The organism is Mesorhizobium sp. CNPSo 4671 (assembly GCF_057784245.1).
Map to the genome: position 1 here is coordinate 1 of NZ_JBWLUW010000003.1, position 19,287 is coordinate 19,287.

The following is a 19,287-nucleotide window of genomic DNA, read 5'->3' on the forward strand; positions in this document are numbered from 1 at the left end:
CGCGAGATCGACGAAATGCTCTGACCTTGCTTCCATCGCTCCCAAAGCTCGGCCTTCTGCGCTGACGTAAACCAGATCCGTGACGTCACCATGCAACACCTCCTCATCCTCTCAGATTAAGAGTGTTGCAGTGACCGGTTGAACCCACCACCTCAATTCGGTCATCAAAGTTAGCTGTATCGATGCCTTAAAGAGGACATTACTGGCGACCGCGTTGTCGGTCACAGGTGCGCCAATAGCGGTCATTCGCCGCCGGTTCTCGAAGGCCGCAGTGGGCCGAAGTGGTTAATGCAGGTGCCCTGATGGGGCGCGCTGAAGTCGGTTGCTGGAAACGGGGTTGGGCCTGTTGCAGAGAAGGGTCTGAAGATGGCCCTCTCAGGCCAATTTCAGTCGAATTTCAGCCCGCGGTCAGGACGGTCGGCCGGGATTGAAGCACGGTGGATTGAGACACTCCGTCGTCACACACACACACACACACACTGGGCATTGGCCGACATTGGGTTGAGAATAGGAAGATCATGGCAGACGCGCGCATCAACCACTGGGACGAGAGCCATTCCCGCAGCTTTCTGAATTACGGCCGGTATTTCGTTCCCGAACGCGAACGCCAGATCGAGATTATCGCCGACCTGGTCCCGCCACTTCATCAGGGCGGGCTGCTTGTCGAGCTTTGCCCGGGCGAGGGGCTACTCAGCCTCGCCCTACTGGAGCGGTTTCCCGCCTGCCGTCTGCTGGCGCTTGAAGGTTCGGCGGAAATGCGCGCACAAACACAGGACACCTGTCGCGACCACGCCGCCCGGCTGACCACAACGGCGTTCGAACTGGAAGGTCGCGGCTGGCGCGACTTTGCCGAGCCTCCGCATGCCATCGTCTCCTCGCTTGCTATCCATCACCTCGACGGCGCCCAGAAACGGACGCTTTTTGCCGATCTGGCGGCGGCGCTGCGCCCTGGCGGCATCCTTGTCGTCGCCGACATCGTGCGTCCGCCGAGCGAAAGCGGGCTCGGCATCGCCGCACGGCAATGGGATGAAGCGGTGCGTGCGCGGGCACTCGCAATCGATGGCGATCTGGCAGCTTTCGCCGAGTTCAATCGCCTCGGCTGGAACTACTTCCGCAATCCCGATGGCGAGCCGATCGACAAGCCATCTTCACTGGCTGAACAGCTTGCGTGGTTTTCACAGGCTGGTTTGGTCGACGTCGATTGCATCTGGCTGTTCGCCGGTCATGCCATCTTCAGCGGGCGCAAGCCTTGATGTCATGGCGCGGGCATGGTGTTTTCGAGCATACAAGGCGAGGGTGGGAATAGGCGGTAACTATCGGTTGCAGGTCGAAGTGGTTTGACGTCTTCCTGAAGGGCGACATGACAACGTTCGAATTTTCCGGCCACAGGCTCGATCTGCGCAAAGGCAGGTTGCAAAAGGGTGGGCTCGACATCGACCTGCGTGCCAAATCGCATTCGCTGCTCGTCTATCTCCTGGAGAATGCCGGCCGCGTCATCGGCAAGGACGAACTGGTCAATGCCGTCTGGCCCAACATCGCCGTCTCCGACGATTCTCTCACCCAATGCATGAAGGATATCCGCAAGGCCCTCGGGCCGGATGCGGATGGCCTGATCCGCACCGTGATGCGGCGGGGCTATGTGATCGACGAGGAGCGCGTCCGCCGGGTCGAGGATCGCGGCACGGCTCCTGCCGAGGTCGCGGAGGGTGCCGGCACGGATACGCCGTCGATCGCCGTGCTGCCCTTCGAGAACATGAGCGGCGACCCGGCGCAGGATTATTTCGCCGACGGCATGGTCGACGAGATCATCACCGCGCTGTCGCACACGCGATGGCTGTTCGTCATCGCCCGCAATTCGAGCTTCGCCTACAGGGGTCATGCCAACAGCGTGAAGCGGGCCGGCAGCGAACTCGGCGTTCGCTACCTGTTGACCGGCAGCGTTCGCAAGGCCGGTGATCACATCCGCCTCACCGGACAGCTCATCGACTCATCCTCCGGCAAGACGATCTGGGCCAACCGCTATGACGGCACCATGGCGGATATTTTCGACCTCCAGGACCGCATCACCGAAAGCGTCGTCGGTGCCATCCAGCCGTCCATCCTTTCGGCCGAAATTGATCGCTCGCGGCGCAAGCGGCCCGAAAGCCTCGCCGCCTATGACTATGTGCTGCGCGCCTTTCCGCTGGTCTGGTCGCTCGACCGGACGCAGAACGATGTTGCCGCGGCGCTGCTCGACCGGGCGATCGCGATCGAGCCTACCTATCCGCTGGCGCTCTCGCTACTCGCCTGGTGCCATGAGCAGCGCGCCGTCTACAACTGGACGGAGACGCCGGCCATTTCCAGGGACGAGGGTCTGCGCCTTGCGCAGAAGGCGGCAGCGCTCTCCAGCGACGATCCGATGGTGCTTGCCGTGCTCGGCGCGGCGCACTCCTTTGCCCGCGACTACGATGTCGCCGATCAGCATTTGCAGCGGGCCCGCACGCTCGATCCCAATTCCGCCTGGGTCTGTATGCGCAGTGCCTGGCTCGATGTCTATCGCGAGCGGCCCGAGGCGGCGATCGAGCAGTTCGAGCGTTTCGAACGGCTAAGCCCGCTCGACCCGATGGGCTACATGGCGCTGATCGGTATCGGTGCGGCCCATTTCGTCGCCTCGCGCTACGACAAGGCCGTGGCCTTGACGCAGCGCGGCTTGAGTCAGCAGCCCGACGCGACATGGGCGCTGCGTTGGCTGGTGATGGCTCTGGTCTATGCCGGCCGTCGCGGTGAGGCGCGGCGCGAATGCGGCAGGTTGCTTGAGAGCTATCCCGAACTGACCATCGCCAAGGTCTGCGACTCGGCGCTTTTCGGCCCGAGCACGATGAAGCGCATCGTCGCGGCGCTTCGCGAGGCCGGCCTGCCGAACTGATCTGCGGCGGCCCGCCAGCGACGACTCAGGTCCTTTCCGCCGGGTTTGCAAGGGCGTGCCCGATTGCGCCGTGATCAAAGTTCGCGGCGGTGGCGGCGATCATCCACGATTTGCGCCAGCGCCTTCGTGGGGTCGCGGTCGACGGGCAGCGTAAACGCGTTCTCGACGTCGAAGACGGTAAGGCCGATGTCGCGACGCTCGCATTCGCTCATCGCGGCCAGACCGGCGAGATCGCTGCGCTTCTTCCAGAAGCGTGGCAGCCACAGTAGCGCCGATTTTGCAGTGGCACAGAGCTTGACGAGCCGGGAAGAGGAAGCCCGCCGACTGTAATCGGCTCCGATGAAGTGATCGATCGTCGTCATGGCGTTTGTCTCCATCTTGAAAGCTGTCCTCGGTGACAGCAAGGACGACTATAGCCAGAGGTCTCCCTGACATCGTGAGGCGGCGACGAAACTTGCGGGAAATTGCGGTGAAACCGCCATAGCCTTCCCCACTTGGAACTGAGTGTCGTTGTCCAAAACCGCAACAAGGGGAAGGCCAAGGCACCAAGGATGGGCCGAAGATAGTCAGCGCTCGGGCAATCCCGCCAGCTTCAAGGCTTCGACCACCTGGTTCGCCCATTTCGTGTTCCGAAGAATGGGTAGAGACCGGTATCGCTCGATCGTGAAACTTGGCTGGCCGGCCATGAGCTTTTGCGCGGCCCAGCGGGCGGTCTCCAGGTCCCCGCCCATCGCCGCCCAGGCGGCGAGGTATCGATAGGAAATGATGATGTCGGGGTGGGCGGCGATGACCTCACGGGCGATCGCGACGGCCTGGGAAAGGGAACCTGTCTTGGCCAAGGCGTAGCCCGTTCCCAGTCTCACAGCGAATGCGAACGGATCCATCGGGCTTAGCGTCATCGCGCGATGGAACCGCTCCGGGGCCAAGGCGGCTTCGTCCGTGTAGATCGCGATCCAGCCATGGCGTGCCCATGCCCACGCATTGTTCGGAGCGAGCGTGAGCGCCTTTTCGATCAATGTGGCTGCGCGCTCCTGGTCACCGCACATGCTCAATGCCGAGCCGGCGGCGGTCAATGCGGTCGGATCATCGCCGATCAGGCCTGCAGCTTCGATCGCCGAACGCGCTTTTTTCAGCTCATTTTCCGGGTGCTCGGCCCACAGATATGCGGCGTTCGAGGCATGACACCAGGCCAGGAGCGCATGGGCGCGGCCATAGGCCGGATCGACTGCGATCGCTTTCTTGAGCAGGTCTATCGCCTGGTCGTTGGCATCCTTGCGGCGGCCCCAAATGTTCGGATAGGCGCGCATGACGAGATCATAGGCCCTGAGGCTGGTCGGCGGCTTGCGCCTCGCCAGCTCGATCTCGGCACCGCGAATGGCCGGATGTATGGCGCCGGCCACCTGGGCCGCGATCCTGTCCTGGAAGTCGAAAACGTCCACAGTCGCGCCCTCGTAGCGCTCGGACCAGAGCTGTGTCCGCGTCTCGGCATCGACCAGTTGCACGGAAATGCGCAGCCGGTCGCCGCCTCGCCGAACGGTGCCTTCGACGACGTAATTGACGCCGAGTTCCCGGCCGACCTCGCGCACGTCGACGAAGCGTCCCTTATAGGTGAAAGCTGATTGGCGCGCGATGACGAAGAAATCCCGGATGCGGGAAAGCGCGGCAGTGATCTCCTCGACAACGCCGTCGGCAAAATACTCGTCGTCCGCCCCGCCAAGATTGTCGAAGGCCATCACCGTTACCGAGGGCTGGTCATGCGGCCTCGGCGGGATGAAGACAGGCTGAGGCGCCATGTCGTGCGCCGTAGCGGTCTGGCGATTTCCGCCTCGCGTTTGCAGCGACTCCGCTAGCGACTGCGTCTGTGCCTCGGGTTCCACGCCCAGATGCCTCTTCAGCACCGCGCGACAGGTTTCGAACTGACGCAAGGCCGCGTTTTCGTGACCCCTGGCGGCGTGGATCCGGATCAATGCTCGATGGGCCGCCTCGGCAGTCGGATCCGAGGCGAGCAGCCTTTCCGCGAGCTGTTCGCAGGCCGCTTCATTCGCGGACCCGGCTTCTGGCGGCGCGAGGCTCAGGCGTTCCACCAGTTGCAGAGCTTTTTGCCGGAACCTGACCTGATGCGGGCTGAACCATTCTTGCAGACCGTCGGGAATGATTTCGGACGCAAGGACATCACCACGGTAAAGCTCGGCGGCGAAAGCAAGGTGCGCCGTCCCGCTCTCGGCGAGCTTCCGCTCGAAGAGCCAGATGTCCGCTTCATCCGGGCCGGCCGTCAGCGCGACCGTTTCTTGATCCCCCTCGAGAGAAATTGGTGCATTGCCGTCGGCGGGAAACCATCGCCTGATGTCGGCAAGGGCCTGGCGCAGGCTGTTTCGCGACTGCGCATCGCCCCGTCCAGGCCAAAACCCTTCGGCAAGCAGTTCGCGATGGTGGCCTCGGCGGCCCGCCAGGACCAAGGCGGCAAAAAGCAGCGCGGACTTTCGCGTTGCGAAGCGGACAGGCTGACCCTCTGCGGAAGTCACTTCGAGACCGCCAAGCAACCTGATGCGCACGACACCCTCCGAATTTTCGAACGAACCGGTAGAATAGCATCTTCGCCAGTCGATTTAACGCGGATTTAACGGCGGTCCGCCGGCCTTTGCTCGACGGTTCGCGCCAGTCTGAACAACCGCAAATCACCCCCGTGGCAAGCTCCGGCAATAATCTGGAACGGGAGAGCAAAAATGGCTCACACGGAAACTCACGCGAAGGCCCACGCATCGAACCTCGGGCCGCTTGGGGTGGCGTCGAAAAGCGTGGCGGCAGCTGTTGCTGCCTTCACGTCCTGGCGGAGGGCGGTTGCAGGACGCAGGGCGTTAGCAGACCTGACACCCGATCAGTTGAAGGACATCGGCTGTCCGGAGGTCCCCAGACCTACGTTCTTCGTCAGGGTCGGGGTCGGCGTCATGACGGACCTGATGTCGATGAGATGAGGCGGAACCAGACGGCAGAGGCGCTGCGCGCGCCGCCGGTAGCCGGAGCAGAATTCAGCAAAAGATCAGCGCCGTTCAGGACGAGAGGCAGCTTTGGTGACCATGCTTTCGGAACAACCGGCGAGCAGTCGGCACACTGCTGCCGTCGCCAACATAGGAGGTCGATCATGCACGTGAAGGCTTATGCTCCGGTTGCGCCCACCACGCTGACACGAGGGGAAGCTCTTGGCATTCTTTCTGCGGGCATTGCCGGTCCCTGCTGCGGCGAGGCCCATGAGATGTTGGCCTGGCTCTATCTGCTGACGCCTTGCGGGGCTGGCGCGGAACCGCCCGCCGAACGTCCCCGCTTATGGCTTCGTGAGTCCCTCCTGGCGTGGATGAGAACCGTCGTATGAGACTGTCGAGCCTGTACGAGCCGCGCAGAGATTGTGACCTGACGCAGGCAAGCAGTACTCATCGTCTGAAGGACGCTGAGGCCGTCCGGGGCGGCTATGCCTAAATGGTGATGGATCGGTAGGCCATACGCAGCAGCATTTCGGTTAAGGGACTGAGCCAGGCATGCGGTTCGCAACGCCTGCCGGATCGGCAGTATGGTGTTCTCCGGGGCGATCCATGGCGTAGATTAGAGCACGCACGAGTTGCCAACCGAGATCGCGGATCAGTCCGCGAACGTCTTTGCCAACATGCTCGCCATTGTCGAGGCCGCGGGCGGTAGCACGGGAGGTGTCATCAAGGTGGAGATCTATCTCCGCGACAGCTCCGACAGGGGATGCCGTCAACACGGAATGGGTTCAAATGTTTCCCGATCCCAAGTCGCGCCCGGCCCAGCACGTTCGGCCACAGCCGCCCGATAGCGCCTCTCTGGTGCAATGCGAATTCATTGAGGTTATCGGGTAAGCTGCAATGGGATCGCAACAGAATAGCCGCTTTGTTGCATCGCTTCCTGACAGCTGCCGGTCCGCTTTCGGCCCCACTGCGGTCAGTCAATTCATGATCTACCTTTCCTCCACAATCCGCAGATAAGCCGCCGTCACGAACAGCACGATCAGTCCGAACAGGATGCGCCTTGCCCCCTCCGGCATCTGCAGGATCGTCAGCAGTGTCGTCAGCACGGTCAGGATGAGCGCGCCGATGATGGTGCCGGTGTAGCCGCCGCGGCCGCCGAAGATGGAGGTGCCGCCGATGACGGCGGCGGCTACCGAGGGCAGGACCAGGGGTTCGGCGAGCGACAGGGAAGGGGCCTTGATCAGGCCGATATAGAGCAGGCCGGTGATGCCGGCGAGCAGGCTCGAGGTGACGTAGAGGGCGGTGATGACCTGCCAGTATTGCACGCCCGACAGGCGCGTCGCGCGCTCATTGTCGCCGACGGCGTAGAGCAGGCGGCCAAAGCCGGTGCGGGCCAGCGTGAACACGATGAGCGCTGCCAGCGGAATGAACAACAGCAGCGCGTTGGGGAAGCCGTAGGTGACGCCGGTGCCGAGCCAGGCGAGGAAGTCTGGGATTTTCGCGCCTGACGCGATCACCGTGCGCTGGTAGACCTGCAGGCAGCCGGTGCCGATCAGGCTGGTGCCCAGCGTCATGATCAGCGGGTGGACGCGGAAGACGCCGACGCCGATGCCGTTGACCAGGCCGATCAGCACCGCCGGCATCATCGCCAGCAGGAAGGCCACCGCCGGGTCCTGGCTGACGATCTGCGTCGCCATGATGAAGGCGCTCATCGTCGCCACCGTGCCGACGGAGAGGTCGATGCCGCCTGTCAGCATGGTCATGGTCTGGCAGCCGGCGAGGATCGCCAGCGGAATGGCGAATTTGATGGTGTTGGCGATCCAGCGCTCGTTGACGATGCCGGGGCGCAGGATCTGCAGGATCACCACCAGGATGATGAGCAGGATGACCAGCGGGACGAGCGGCCGGTCGGCCATGAAGCGCTTGACGCGGCGGCCGAGGGGGACGGAGGTGATCGCGGTGGTGCTCATGGGGTGGCTCGCGATTGGGGTGGCGCGACGCATTTTTCCCTTCTTCCCTTGTGGGGTCCGAAGGACGGGGCGAGACCGTTGGCTCGCCCCGGGGCGGTGGATCGGCGCGCAGCGCCGAGACGGATGAGGGGTGCGTGACGGAGTGAGGCGTTGGCGTTCCCTGGAACACCCCTCATCCGACCTCGCTTCGCGAGGCCACCTTCTCCCACAAGGGGAGAAGGAAGAGGCGCGCGCCTATGCCCCCCCATCATTGCCGCCCCCGCATCGTAATGAACGCGCCGAACATCACCACGGCCACCATGATCAGGCCTTCGATGATGGCGGTGACGTTGGGGTCGATGGCGAGCAGAGTGAGGTCCGTGCGCACCAGGCGCAGCACGAAGACGGCGACGATGGGGCCAAGCAGGCCGCCCTTGCCGCCGCCGAGCGCCACGCCGCCCAGTACCACGGCGGCGACGCTGGCCAAGAGATACGGGCCGGGGATGGGCGCGCCGATGCCGGTGCTCATGGTCAGCGCCAGCCCGCCGAACGCGGCGAACAGGCCCGACAGCGCATAGGCGATGATGCGGGTGCGCTTGACCGGCACGCCTGAGCGGAACGCCGCCAGTTCGCTCGAGCCGATGGCGTAGATGGAGAGGCCAAGGCGCGAGCGCCTGAGCGGTATCCAGATGACGCAGAGGCAGACGATCAGCACCAGCAGCGCCTTGGGCAGCCAGGCGTCGATGGCGTCGGGCAGGCCGGGAATGGGCACGGTGCCGGAGATCAGCGCCTTCAGCCATTCGGCGGCGGCGCCGCCCGGCGCATCGAGCACCAGAAGGGCAGCGCCCTGCAGCACGAAGAGCATGGCGAGCGTGACGACGATGTCGGGCACGCGGGTGACGACGATCAACAGGCCATTGAGCGCGCCGAGGGCAAGACCCATGGCGAGCACGAAGGGCACGACGAACAGCGCGTATTCTTCGGACGCGCCGGCCATCATCGAGGCGGCGGTAACGCTGGTCAGCGCCATCATGGCGGCGACCGAGAGGTCGATGCCGCCGGCAATGACGACGACCGTCTGTGCCGCGACGGCGAAGGCATAGGGCAGCACGGCCCGCGCCAGCGAGCCGAAATCGCCGCTGCCATAGCCGGGCTGGATGATCCTGGTGGCGATGAACAGCACGATGAGCAGGGCGAACAGGCCGATGACCCAGCCCTGGCGGCGCAGGAAATGGTTCATGGCTTCGCCTCCGAGGCGTCGGAAGAGGGCGCATCGGAGGCAGTGGGGTCGGCCAGTATGCCGATATCGGCCTTGGCGCCGCGCGGCAGGCCGTAGGCGGCGCGCATCAGCGCCGGCTCGTCGGCGTCCTCGACGGCGAAAATGTCGACCAGACGGCCGCCGAAGATGACGATGACGCGGTCGCAGACGCGCTGCACTTCCTCAAGCTCGGAGGTGTAGAACAGCACCGACTTGCCGTGGCCGGCAAGCTCGCGCATCAGATGATAGATCTCCTGCTTGGTGCCGACATCGATGCCGCGCGTCGGGTCGAAGCACAGGATGGTGCGGGCATCCGCCGCGATCCAGCGGGCGATCGTCACCTTCTGCTGGTTGCCGCCGGACAGGCGCTGCACCTCGCCTTGCGCGCGGGTGTCGATCTGCAGCCGCTCGATGGCGCTGAGCACGGTGGCGCGCTCCTTGCGCATGTTGATCGGCCCCCAGTTGCGCAAGGCGGCACTGAAGGGCAACGCGATGTTTTCACGGACCGAGCGCTGCATGGCGAGCGCCTCGGAGCGGTCGCCCGGCACATAGGCGATCCCCGATCGGATGGCGTCGATCGGGTGCGAAAATTTCACTTGGGAGCCGTCGACCTCGATCGTGCCGCCCGAGGGCCGGATCGAGCCGGCGAGGGCGGCGAACAATTCGTCCTGGCCCTGGCCTTCGAGCGCGACGACGCCGGCGACCTCGCCATCCCTGAGATCGAAGGAGACGTCGCTGAGCTTGGTGCCGACGCGCAGATTGCGCACGGCAAGCCGCGACCGGGCAGGGGCTGATGCCGCCTTCTCGGCGGCGCCGCGTGCGGCGACATGGGTCTTGACGATGCGGGTGCCGAGCATCAGTTCGACGATCTTTTCCTCGACGCCCGGCACGATGTCGACGACGCCGACGGTCTCGCCGTCGCGCAGCACGGTGGCGCGGTCGCAGAGCGCCGAGATTTCGACGAAGCGGTGCGAGATGAAGATCACCGCGCGGCCGGCGTCGCCCTGGCGGCGCACCACTTCCAGCACCTTTTCGGCGAGGTTGGCGGGCAGTGCCGCGGTCATCTCGTCGAGCAGCAGCACGTCGGGCTCGACGGCCAGCGCGCGGGCCAGGTCGAGCACGCGCAGCACCGCCAGCGGGATGTCCCGCGCTGTGTCGCGGATATCGAGGTCGGGAATGCCGAGCTCGCGCACCCAGGCGCGGAACGGCTCGACCGGCGTGCCTGTCAGGCGAAGGTTGGACAACACGTCGAGATCGGGGATCAGCGACGGCTCCTGGTAGACGGGCAACAAGCCGGCGCGGCGGGCGGCGGCGGGCGAGCGTATGTCGCGCGCCTCGCCCCGGATCAGGATGCGCCCGGCATTGGCCGATATGGCCCCGGTCAGGATCTTCACCAGCGTCGATTTTCCCGCGCCGTTGGCGCCCATCAGCGCATGTACCTCGCCGGGCAGCACGGACAGCGACGCGTTGCGAAGTGCGGCGACCGCGCCGTAGTTTTTGGCGACGCCGGTGGCGTCGAGGAGGGGGCTGGTGGTCAAATCGTGGGGTTCTCGATTCAAGCTATACAAATGTTATGTAGCCAAAAGCTTTGGCGATGCCGGCCGCAGCGGTGGCCTTCCCTTCTCCCCTTGTGGGAGAAGGTGGCCTCGCGAAGCGAGGTCGGATGAGGGGTGTTCCAGGGAACACCAACGTCTCACTCCGCTGGAACACCCCTCATCCGTCTCGGCGCTAACGCGCCGATCCACCTTCTCCCACAAGGGGAGAAGGTGGAAGGGCATCTCGTCAGCTTTACTCCCCCGGCCCCTTGCACGCCACGATCTGGTCCTTCGTGTACGTCGTCCAGTCCGGGATCGAGATCGAGACCGGCCATTCCGGGCTGAGCGACGGGTCGGCGGCGGCCTTCAGCTTGGCCTTGCCTTCATCGGTGGCGTTTTCCCAGAGCTGCGGCTGCACCAGCACGGTTTGTTGCGCCGGCTTCTTGCCATCGAGGATCTGCAGCGCCAGTGTCACACCCGCACCGCCGATCGAGCCGGGGTTGGTGACGGCGGCGCCGACCAGGCCCTTGACCGAGCTCAGCTGGCCGACGAAGCCGGCATTGTCGGCGCCGACGATCGGCACCAGGGGCGCCTGCGATTCCACCAGCGCGTCGACGATGACGTTGTCGATGCCGGACGTCCAGATGCCGTTGATCGGCGTTCCGGTTGACAGGAAGGAGAGGATTTGCTGCTTGGCCTGGTCCTGCTGCCAGCCGGTGAAGACTTCCTGAGCCACCTTCACGTCGGGGAATTCGGCCAGTGCCTTCTTGAAGCCTTTGTCGCGATCGCTGTCGGCCGAGGCACCGGCGGCGCCGCGCATGTAAAACACCTCGCCCTTGCCGCCCATCTGCTGGAACAGCCATTTGGCGCCGAGATAGGCATATTCCTCCTGGTTGTTGGAGATGATGTAGGCCGACGGCTCGGTGACCGCCTGGTCGACGGCGACGACGACGATGCCGGCCTTGGTGGCTTCCTCCAGGCCCGCCTTGATGCCGGCCGGATCGGCGGGGTTGACGACGATGGCGTCGACCTTGGCGCTGATCAGATTGCGGATGTCTTCCAGCTGGCCGGCGGCATCGGTGTTGCGGTGGGCGATGTTGAGTTTTGCCACCTCGCCGGAGGCAAGCGCCTGCGCCTTCATGGCGCAGACCATCTCTTCGCGCCAGCCATTGCCCTGGACGGTGTTGGAAATGCCGATCGTGTATTTGCCGGCGGCCGACGAGACGCCCACCGAGGCCAGCAAGGCGGCACCCGCCAGCAGCGGGACCATGGTCAGGATTTTCTTCATTTCAGTCTTCCTCCACATTGTTTTCAGTTTCAGTTCCAAGTCGTTGAGACATGTCGCTCAGAAAGAGATTCACGCGACCAGCTTCAGCTCGTTGTCCTCCACACGTCGTTGCCGACATGTTTTCCCTAGGCATGTCGTTTGCCCCAAAACCGCCAAGCACTTTTGGGCGACATGCTTTTTCCTTCACTTGACGTAGGGACGCAGCACGTCGCGGGCGAGCAGAAAACCGCGCTTGACCTGCTCGTCGCTGCCTTCAAACCGCCTGTCCTCGTGTTCGATGATGACCGATCCGTCATAGCCGGCGCGGTAGAGGCCGGAGAAGAAGCCGCTCCAGTCGACATCGCCCAGCCCCGGCATGCGCGGCACCTGCCAGCCTATGCCAGCCGAAAGGATTCCGCGCTCGTACAAACCATCATGATCAATCATCAGGTCCTTGGCGTGGACATGCAGCATGCAGGGGCCGAACTCCCTGATAAAGCGGGCCTGGTCGATCATCTGCCAGACCAGGTGCGAGGGGTCGAAATTCATGCCGACATCGCCGCCCCAGGTCTCCAGGATGCGGCGCCAGACGAGTGGCGAATAGGCGATGTTGTGCCCGCCCGGCCATTCGTCATAGCTGAAGATCATCGGGCAATTCTCGAAGGCAAGCTTGATGCCGTGGCCGCGCGCAAAAGCGACGATCTCGGGCCAGATTTTCAGCGCGTCCTGCCAGTTGACGTCGACTGTCTTGGAGGCATCGCCACCGCAGAAGGTGTTGACGATGGGCACGCTCATATTGGCGGCCAGCACGATCACCTTCTTGAGATGGCCGATGACTGCTTCGCGGTGCGCGGCATCGGGATGCAGCGGGTTGGGGTAGTAGCCGAGGCCGGAAACGGTGAGGCTCTTTTCCGCCAGCGAGGCGACGATGTCTTTCGCCTGCGTGGCTGAGGTCGAGGCAGCATCGATATGGCTGGTGCCGGCATAGCGGCGGGTCGCGCCAGACGTTTTCGGCCAGCAGGCGATTTCCAGCGCCTCGAAGCCGGCCGAGCTTGCCCAGTTGGCAACCTCGCCAAGCGGCGTCTCCGCGAACGGCGCGGTGAGCAGTCCAAGTTTCATAGTGCCTCCCCAGAGCTCTTCATCGTTTCGTGGAAACGCTGAAGAGCTCTCCCTTTGTTTTCGCGCAATTCCGGACGGAAAACCGTTTCACACTTTTCCTGGAATTGCTTCTGTCGTGTCTTCACGGCCATGTTCATAATGCCGATTGTTTGGATCGTTTCAACCTTGCGGTCTCATCTTGCTCCAGACTGTGCCGGACGGCCGCCATCGGATCGTCCGAAAGCAGTTTGTCCAGCGTCGATGTGACGGCCGCGCGAAACATTTCGTTCGCGGCGAGGCCGGGGTCAAAAATCGTATCGATGGCCAGGATTCCCGAAGCCAACGCCGCCGCATCGCGGCCTGTCGCGTCGGCGATCTCGGCAACCTTGCCGGCATAGGGGTCGGAGACCGGCCAGCGTTTGCCGAAGCGGTCGGAGGCCTGGATGAGATAAGCCATCCAACCGGCGACCGGCACCGACAGCAGGCCGATGCTGGCGCCCTGGCTCAAGCGGTCACGGATCGGGTTGAGCAGGCGCTGGACGATCTTTTGCGAGCCGTCGGTGGCGATCTGGTGGTTGCGGTGGCGGATCGCCGTGTTCTTCAAGCGGCCGAGGCTCTGCTCGACATAGGCCGATGGATCCATGCCGGGCACCGGGATCAGCGTCGGCAGCGTCTCCTCGACCAGCATGCGCCTGATGAAGGCCGACAGCAGCGGGTCGGCGATGGCATCGAAAGTGTGTTCGAGCCCGGCCAGCACGCCGAGCGTGGCAAGCGTCGTCTGGGCACCGTTCAGCACCCGCATCTTGAGATGCTCGAACGGCGTGACGTCGTCGACGAAGGTGGCGCCGACCAGATCCCAGCGCGGCATGCGGCCGGCGAATTTCTGCTCGATCACCCATTGCCGGAACGGCTCGCAGACGGCAACGGCGCCATCACGGTAGCCGAACCATTGCTCGACGCTGTCGAGGTCGTTCTGCGTCACCGCCGGCGCGATGCGGTCGACCATGGCGGAGGGGAAGGCGGCGTTGCCCGCGATCCACTCGGCAAGACCATTGCCGCGCCGTTCGGCAAAGCTGCGCACGGCGGTTTCCAGGATGGTGCCGTTGGTCGGGATGTTGTCGCAGGAGAGCAGCGTCAGCTTCCGGCCATGCGTGGCCCGGCGCAATTCCAGCGCCCGCGCAAGAATGCCGGGCACGCTGCGCGGCGCTTGCGGGTTGGCGAGATCATGGACGATGTCGGGATGGTCGAGATCGAGCACGCCGCTCGACGGGATGTGGCAATAGCCTTTCTCGGTCACCGTCAGTGTTACCAGGTCGATGTCGGATGAGGAGAGCACGCCGAGCGCCGGTGCGGCACTTGCCTGGCTGTCGACCACGCGGACGATGCTGCCGATAATACGCGCCTCGATGTGGCTGTTTTCGCGGATCAGCCTTGTATAGAGGCCGCCTTGCCGGCCGAGCGTGTCGGCAAGGGTGGGCGGGCGGATGTTGATGCCGACAACGCCCCAGCGGTCGAACTGGCGTGCCAGTAGGTCATCGGTGTATTCGGCCTGGTGGCAGCGATGGAAGGCGCCAACGCCGAGATGCGCCATGCCGGGCGCGAGTGTTTTCCGGTCATAGGCCGGTGTCTGGACAGCGGCCGGAAGCCGGTCCAGCAAGGCTGGCCCAAGCGTTTCCGACGATGCCGAAGCCGCGTTCACCGGTTTGCCCCGATCACCGACTGTTCCTGATCGATCACGGCGCCGGTCATCGGGCCGGCCGCGTCGGAAAGCAGGAAGACGGCAAGGTTGGCGATGTCGTCCGGTTTGAGCAGCCTGCCGAAAGGCTGCGCGGCGTTGGCGGCGTCGAGCCAGCCCGGGCCATGGCCCAGCGTCTCGGCCTGCATGACGTGTTCGGCCGGCGTGTCGGTCCAGCCGACATTGATGCCGTTGACGCGGATGCGGTCGAAGCGGTGGGCGTTGGCGGCGTTCTTGGTCAGCGTCGCCAGCGCGCCCTTGGTGGCGGAATAGACGGCGAGCTCCGGCGAGCCGCAATGGGCGTTGATCGACAGGATGTTGACGATGGCGCCGGGCTCTCCGCGCTTCCTCATGTCGGCGATGGCGGCCTGCATCAGGAAGAACGGCGCGCGCGCATTGACGGCGAAGAGCGAGGCCCAGTCATCGAGGCCGGCGTCGAGGAAGGAGGCGCGGTCGGTCAAGCCGGCAGCGTTGACGAGGCCATCGATGCGGCCGAAGCGCGCGATGCAGGCCTGTGCCAGAAGGGCAGGGGTTTGCGGGTCGCCAAGGTCGGCGGCGACGAAGATGGTCGGCGTGCCGGTGGCCGAAAGCTCCGCCGCCACGGCGTCGCCGCGTTTGCCGTCGCGTCCGGTGATCACCAATCCCTCAGCGCCGGCGCGCGCGAGCGTCTCGGCGATGGCGCGGCCGATGCCTTGCGTCGCGCCGGTGACCAGCACGACCTTGCCTTGGAGATGAAGCTCCATTCCTCCTCCCGGAACAAAGTTTCTATTTTTAGAAATATGGAACGGCAATTCCCGATAGTCAATTGTGCCAGCAGCGCCTCATGTGCCGCGCCGCGCGGCGACGCCTTGGACCAGCGCCATGCCGACCGCCAGCGACGCCGCCAGCGAGCGGAAGCCGGCGAAGTCGGATTCCACCACTTCCAGCCAGCTGTCCGACAACGGGATCAGCGGGCTGAAGGTGCTGTCGGTGATGGTGACGATGCGGGCCTTGCGCTCATGCGCCACGGCGACCAGGTCGGGCGTGATCGAATTGTAGGGACTGAACGAGACGGCCAGCACAGCGTCTCGGTCGCCGATGCAGCCGACCTGGTCGAGCGCGGAGGAGCCGACATTGTCGACCAGCACGTTGCGCACGCCTTGCTGCGACAGCGTCAGCGACAGATAGGCGGTGACCGGGAAGGCGCGCTTGGAGCCGATGACGTAGATCAGGTCGGCCGCCGCCAGCAGCGTTACCATCTTCTCGAAACGCTCAACGTCGAAGCCCGCCTCGATGCGGCCGAGCGAGGCCTGCGAAGCGCCGACCATGCCGTGCAGGAAATGCATGGCGGCATTGGGCTCCGCCTCGGTGCGCGGCTCGCCGCGCGCTTCCGGCCATGAGCCTTTGACGTGTTCCTTGAACAGGCCCTGGAAATCGGAAAAGCCGGAATAGCCGAAGATCTGGGCAAAGCGCACCAGCGTCGAGGGCTGCACGCCGGCCTGCGCGGCCACCTGCGCGATGGTGCCGAGCGCAACATCGCTCGGATGCTGCCACATGAAGATCGCCACCTGGCGCAGCCGCTTGGGGAAATGCACTGTGCCCGACGACAGCACCGCGCGCAGCTCCTCATAGGTCTGCGGCTGGATATAGCCCAACGCGGCAAGAGAGCGCCCGCGCTTGCGCGTCGCCGCCTCGTCGGCAAGAGATCGTCCTGAAGATTTGCCCGCCCCACTCATGATCTCAGGCTAGCGCGGCACGATCGTATTACAATATGGAAATTGGAAATTGTGTTCGAAAGTGGTAGCCGAGCTTGACGCTTGGCGCGTCGCCAATGATCGGCTCGGAGGAGAAAACATGGTCTACGCAACATCGGATGGGGTGGCGGGCAAGCGGCTGAGGGTCGGCATGGTCGGCGGCGGCCGCAATGCCTTTATCGGCGCGGTGCACCGGCTCGCCATGCGCCTCGACGACCAGATCGCGCTGGTCGCCGGCGCGCTGTCGTCCGATCCGGAGAACGCTGCCGCCTCGGCCGCCGAGATCGGCATCGCGCCGGAACGCAGCTATGCCGATTACCATGCGATGGCGCTGGCCGAGGCCGCGCGGCCTGATGGCATCGAGGCCGTTGTCATCGTCACGCCCAACCATCTGCACGCGCCGATCGCCACCGCCTTTCTCGAGGCCGGCATCGACGTGATCTGCGACAAGCCGCTGTCGACCACGCTCAGCGATGCCGAAGCGCTGGTGACGCTGGCGCGCGCCAAAAACCGACGCTTCGTCGTCACGCTCAACAACACCGGCTACGCCATGGTCCGCCAGGCGCGCGAAATGGTGATGGCGGGCGAGCTTGGCCGGATCGTGTCGGTGCATGGCGCCTATATCCAGGACTGGCTGACCAAACCGATCGACGCCGAAGGCCAGAAGCAGGCGGAGTGGCGCACCGATCCGGCACGCGCCGGGCAGTCGGCGGTGCTGGCCGATATCGGCGTGCATGCCTTCAACCTGGCGAGCTATATTTCGGGCCGCGAGGCCGAGGCGGTGTCGGCGGACCTGTTCACCGCCGTTCCCGGACGGCGGCTCGACGACAATGCGCATGTGATGGTGCGCTGGACCGATGGCGCGCGCGGCACGATCCTGGCCAGCCAGACCTCGCCCGGTCACTACAATGACCTCTCTGTCCGCATCTATGGCGACAGAGCCGGGCTCGAATGGTCGGGCGGCCGGCCGGAGGAACTGCGCTTCTCGCCCTACGGCGAGGAAACCCGCACGCTGGTGCGTGGCGGCCATGGTTCGACGGCGGAGGCCCGGCGCGTGTCGCGCATGCCGGCGGCGCATCCGGAAGGCTATATCGAGGCCTTCGCCAATTTCTACCGCGACGCCGCGGATATCATTCGGGCGCATCGGTCCGGCGGTGCGGTGGATGCGGCGCGCGCGGCGCAGGTGCCGGATGTGGTCGATGGTGCGCGCGGGGTGAAGTTCGTCGCGGCGGCGGTGGAGTCGAATGCGGCGGGCGGGGCGTGGATGGCGGCTAGGTTTGGGTGAAACTGAGTGGGGGGTGGCGCTACCTTATGCGATTGCCCTGACTGCAGTTGCGGCAGCGAACCGATCCGCATTGATCCCGGCGACACCCAGCCGTGCCTCCACCGCCGCCGCGATCGACAGCACCTCTTCATCGGCGAAGCGCCGCCCGACGATCTGCAGGCCGACCGGCAATCCGTCTTCCGCGAACCCGGCGGGCAGCGACAGCGCCGGCAGTTGCGGCAGCATGTTGAAGGGGCAGGTCAGATCCAGGCCCTTGAAGCGGCCGTCGGGCAGCGTCGCGACATAGTCGTCGTCGGTCTCGCTCACGGGTGGTGCCGTGATGGCGCAGGTCGGGCATAGCAAGGCATCGTAGCGCTCGAAAAGCCGCGCCATGTCCCGCCACATCGCGGTGCGCAGCAGTTCCACCCGCTTGTAGGCGGTCGCGTTCATCGCCAGCCCGCGTTCGATCATCGAGACCACCGATGGATCCATATGGTGGCGATGACCGGCAAGCTCGTCGCCGAAGAAGGCCGACATGAAGACGCACCAGAGATCGAACCATTCGTCGTTGACGGCGCGCGTCCAGCCCATCGCCACCTCGTCGACGATGGCGCCGGCTTTGCGCATCTCGGTGACGGCTTGCCGGATGACGGCTTCGACCTGCGGCTGGATCTGGTAATAGCCAAGGTCGAGCGACAGCGCGAAGCGCTTGCCATCCAACTCACCCGCCCTTGCGGCTAAGACATCAAAACCGATCGGCAGCGAGGTGATGTCCTCGTCGCTGCCGCCCGCAGTCACCTGCATGAAGGTGACCGCGTCGGCGACGTTGCGTGCCAGCGGCCCGAAATGCGAGATGTTGTCGAAGACGCTGGGCAGGATGGTCATCGGGATGCGGCCGAGGCTTGGCTTCAGCCCGACGACGCCACAGAAGGCGGCGGGGATGCGCACCGAGCCGCCCATGTCGGTGCCCTCGGCGAATGGCACCACGCCCGTCGCCACCGCCACCCCCGCACCGCCGGAGGAGCCGCCGCTGGTGCGCTCCGGGTTCCATGGATTGCGGGTCACGCCCCAGCGCGGGCTGTTGGTGAAGGAGGAAAAGGCAAATTCCGGCGTCGTCGTCTTGCCGATCAGGATCGCGCCGGCCGCTTGCAGGCGGCGCACGCACAGCGCCGTCTCTTCGGGCACCCAATCGCCCTTCGTCCAGGAGCCCAGCGTCGTCAAATCGCCTGATGTTGGCGTCAGGTCCTTGGCCGCGAATGGCACGCCGTGCAGCGGCCCGGTCACGTCACCGCGCGCCACGGCGCGATCGGCCAGGCGGGCGGCTTCCAGCGCCTGCTCCTCGCGGATCACGGCAAAGGCGTTGAACCTGTCGCCGACAGACTTGGCGCGGCGGATGGACTCGGCAACCACGGTCTGCGCACTGAAGGCGCCCGTGCGGATGCCATCGGCGATCGTGTTGGCGGTCAGATCCAGCGGATGGGTCATGGCTCGGGTCTCCGGAGGTGAATTCATGCCGGGCGGCTTTGGTTTTCGCAAAGAAATGGAAAGCATGCTTGCTCGGGGGT

Annotated in this window: 16 protein-coding genes; 5 read left to right on the forward strand and 11 right to left on the reverse strand. The window is 64.8% G+C overall.

The annotated features are described in order from the left end of the window. Positions 1 to 518: 518 nt before the first annotated feature. Positions 519 to 1,253, forward strand: a complete 735-nt coding sequence (locus AC04SF_RS08170; protein ID WP_488477350.1) for a class I SAM-dependent methyltransferase — start codon at positions 519 to 521, stop codon at positions 1,251 to 1,253. 107 nt (positions 1,254 to 1,360) lie between these two features. After that, entirely contained in the window at positions 1,361 to 2,905 is a 1,545-nt protein-coding gene (locus AC04SF_RS08175) for a winged helix-turn-helix domain-containing tetratricopeptide repeat protein (protein ID WP_488477351.1), read from the forward strand. A 74-nt stretch (positions 2,906 to 2,979) separates the two neighbouring features. On the opposite strand, the gene AC04SF_RS08180 is transcribed toward AC04SF_RS08175, so the two are convergent. Then, positions 2,980 to 3,267 carry a hypothetical protein gene (locus AC04SF_RS08180; RefSeq protein WP_488477352.1) on the reverse strand — a complete coding sequence of 96 codons (288 nt, stop codon included), beginning with the start codon at positions 3,265 to 3,267 and terminating at the stop codon, positions 2,980 to 2,982. 204 nt (positions 3,268 to 3,471) lie between these two features. Beyond that, complete coding sequence (locus tag AC04SF_RS08185) at positions 3,472 to 5,457, reverse strand: BTAD domain-containing putative transcriptional regulator (protein WP_488477353.1); 1,986 nt, start codon at positions 5,455 to 5,457, stop codon at positions 3,472 to 3,474. 171 nt (positions 5,458 to 5,628) lie between these two features. On the opposite strand from AC04SF_RS08185, the gene AC04SF_RS08190 reads away from it, so the two are divergent. Then, a complete protein-coding gene (locus AC04SF_RS08190; RefSeq protein WP_488477354.1) occupies positions 5,629 to 5,877 on the forward strand; it encodes a YjiS-like domain-containing protein in 249 nt (82 codons plus the stop codon). Between the two features lie 683 nt (positions 5,878 to 6,560). Then, positions 6,561 to 6,731, forward strand: a complete 171-nt coding sequence (locus AC04SF_RS08195) for a RidA family protein (protein WP_488477970.1) — start codon at positions 6,561 to 6,563, stop codon at positions 6,729 to 6,731. A gap of 141 nt (positions 6,732 to 6,872) precedes the next feature. On the opposite strand, the gene AC04SF_RS08200 is transcribed toward AC04SF_RS08195, so the two are convergent. The 8 genes from AC04SF_RS08200 to AC04SF_RS08235 form a co-directional block, all read right to left on the reverse strand. After that, entirely contained in the window at positions 6,873 to 7,853 is a 981-nt protein-coding gene (locus tag AC04SF_RS08200) for an ABC transporter permease (RefSeq protein ID WP_488477355.1), read from the reverse strand. A gap of 247 nt (positions 7,854 to 8,100) precedes the next feature. Next, entirely contained in the window at positions 8,101 to 9,072 is a 972-nt protein-coding gene (locus AC04SF_RS08205) for an ABC transporter permease (protein ID WP_488477356.1), read from the reverse strand. Then, positions 9,069 to 10,628, reverse strand: coding sequence for a sugar ABC transporter ATP-binding protein (locus AC04SF_RS08210; protein WP_488477357.1), 1,560 nt, complete (start codon positions 10,626 to 10,628; stop codon positions 9,069 to 9,071). The genes AC04SF_RS08205 and AC04SF_RS08210 overlap by 4 nt, the downstream gene beginning before the upstream one ends. A 250-nt stretch (positions 10,629 to 10,878) precedes the next feature. Then, a complete protein-coding gene (locus tag AC04SF_RS08215) occupies positions 10,879 to 11,913 on the reverse strand; it encodes an ABC transporter substrate-binding protein (protein WP_488477358.1) in 1,035 nt (344 codons plus the stop codon). A gap of 183 nt (positions 11,914 to 12,096) precedes the next feature. After that, complete coding sequence (locus AC04SF_RS08220; RefSeq protein ID WP_488477359.1) at positions 12,097 to 13,011, reverse strand: sugar phosphate isomerase/epimerase family protein; 915 nt, start codon at positions 13,009 to 13,011, stop codon at positions 12,097 to 12,099. Between the two features lie 133 nt (positions 13,012 to 13,144). Further along, positions 13,145 to 14,689, reverse strand: coding sequence for a mannitol dehydrogenase family protein (locus AC04SF_RS08225; RefSeq protein ID WP_488477360.1), 1,545 nt, complete (start codon positions 14,687 to 14,689; stop codon positions 13,145 to 13,147). After that, positions 14,686 to 15,468, reverse strand: a complete 783-nt coding sequence (locus tag AC04SF_RS08230) for an SDR family oxidoreductase (RefSeq protein ID WP_488477361.1) — start codon at positions 15,466 to 15,468, stop codon at positions 14,686 to 14,688. Before AC04SF_RS08230 ends, AC04SF_RS08225 begins: the two co-directional genes overlap by 4 nt. Before the next feature lie 78 nt (positions 15,469 to 15,546). After that, entirely contained in the window at positions 15,547 to 16,440 is an 894-nt protein-coding gene (locus AC04SF_RS08235; RefSeq protein WP_488477362.1) for a MurR/RpiR family transcriptional regulator, read from the reverse strand. Positions 16,441 to 16,558: 118 nt separating this feature from the next. Here AC04SF_RS08235 and AC04SF_RS08240 point away from each other — a divergent pair, with 118 nt between their 5' ends. Continuing rightward, a complete protein-coding gene (locus tag AC04SF_RS08240; protein WP_488477363.1) occupies positions 16,559 to 17,743 on the forward strand; it encodes a Gfo/Idh/MocA family protein in 1,185 nt (394 codons plus the stop codon). Between the two features lie 24 nt (positions 17,744 to 17,767). On the opposite strand, the gene AC04SF_RS08245 is transcribed toward AC04SF_RS08240, so the two are convergent. Continuing rightward, positions 17,768 to 19,207, reverse strand: coding sequence for an amidase (locus tag AC04SF_RS08245; RefSeq protein WP_488477364.1), 1,440 nt, complete (start codon positions 19,205 to 19,207; stop codon positions 17,768 to 17,770). Between the last annotated feature and the right edge of the window lie 80 nt (positions 19,208 to 19,287).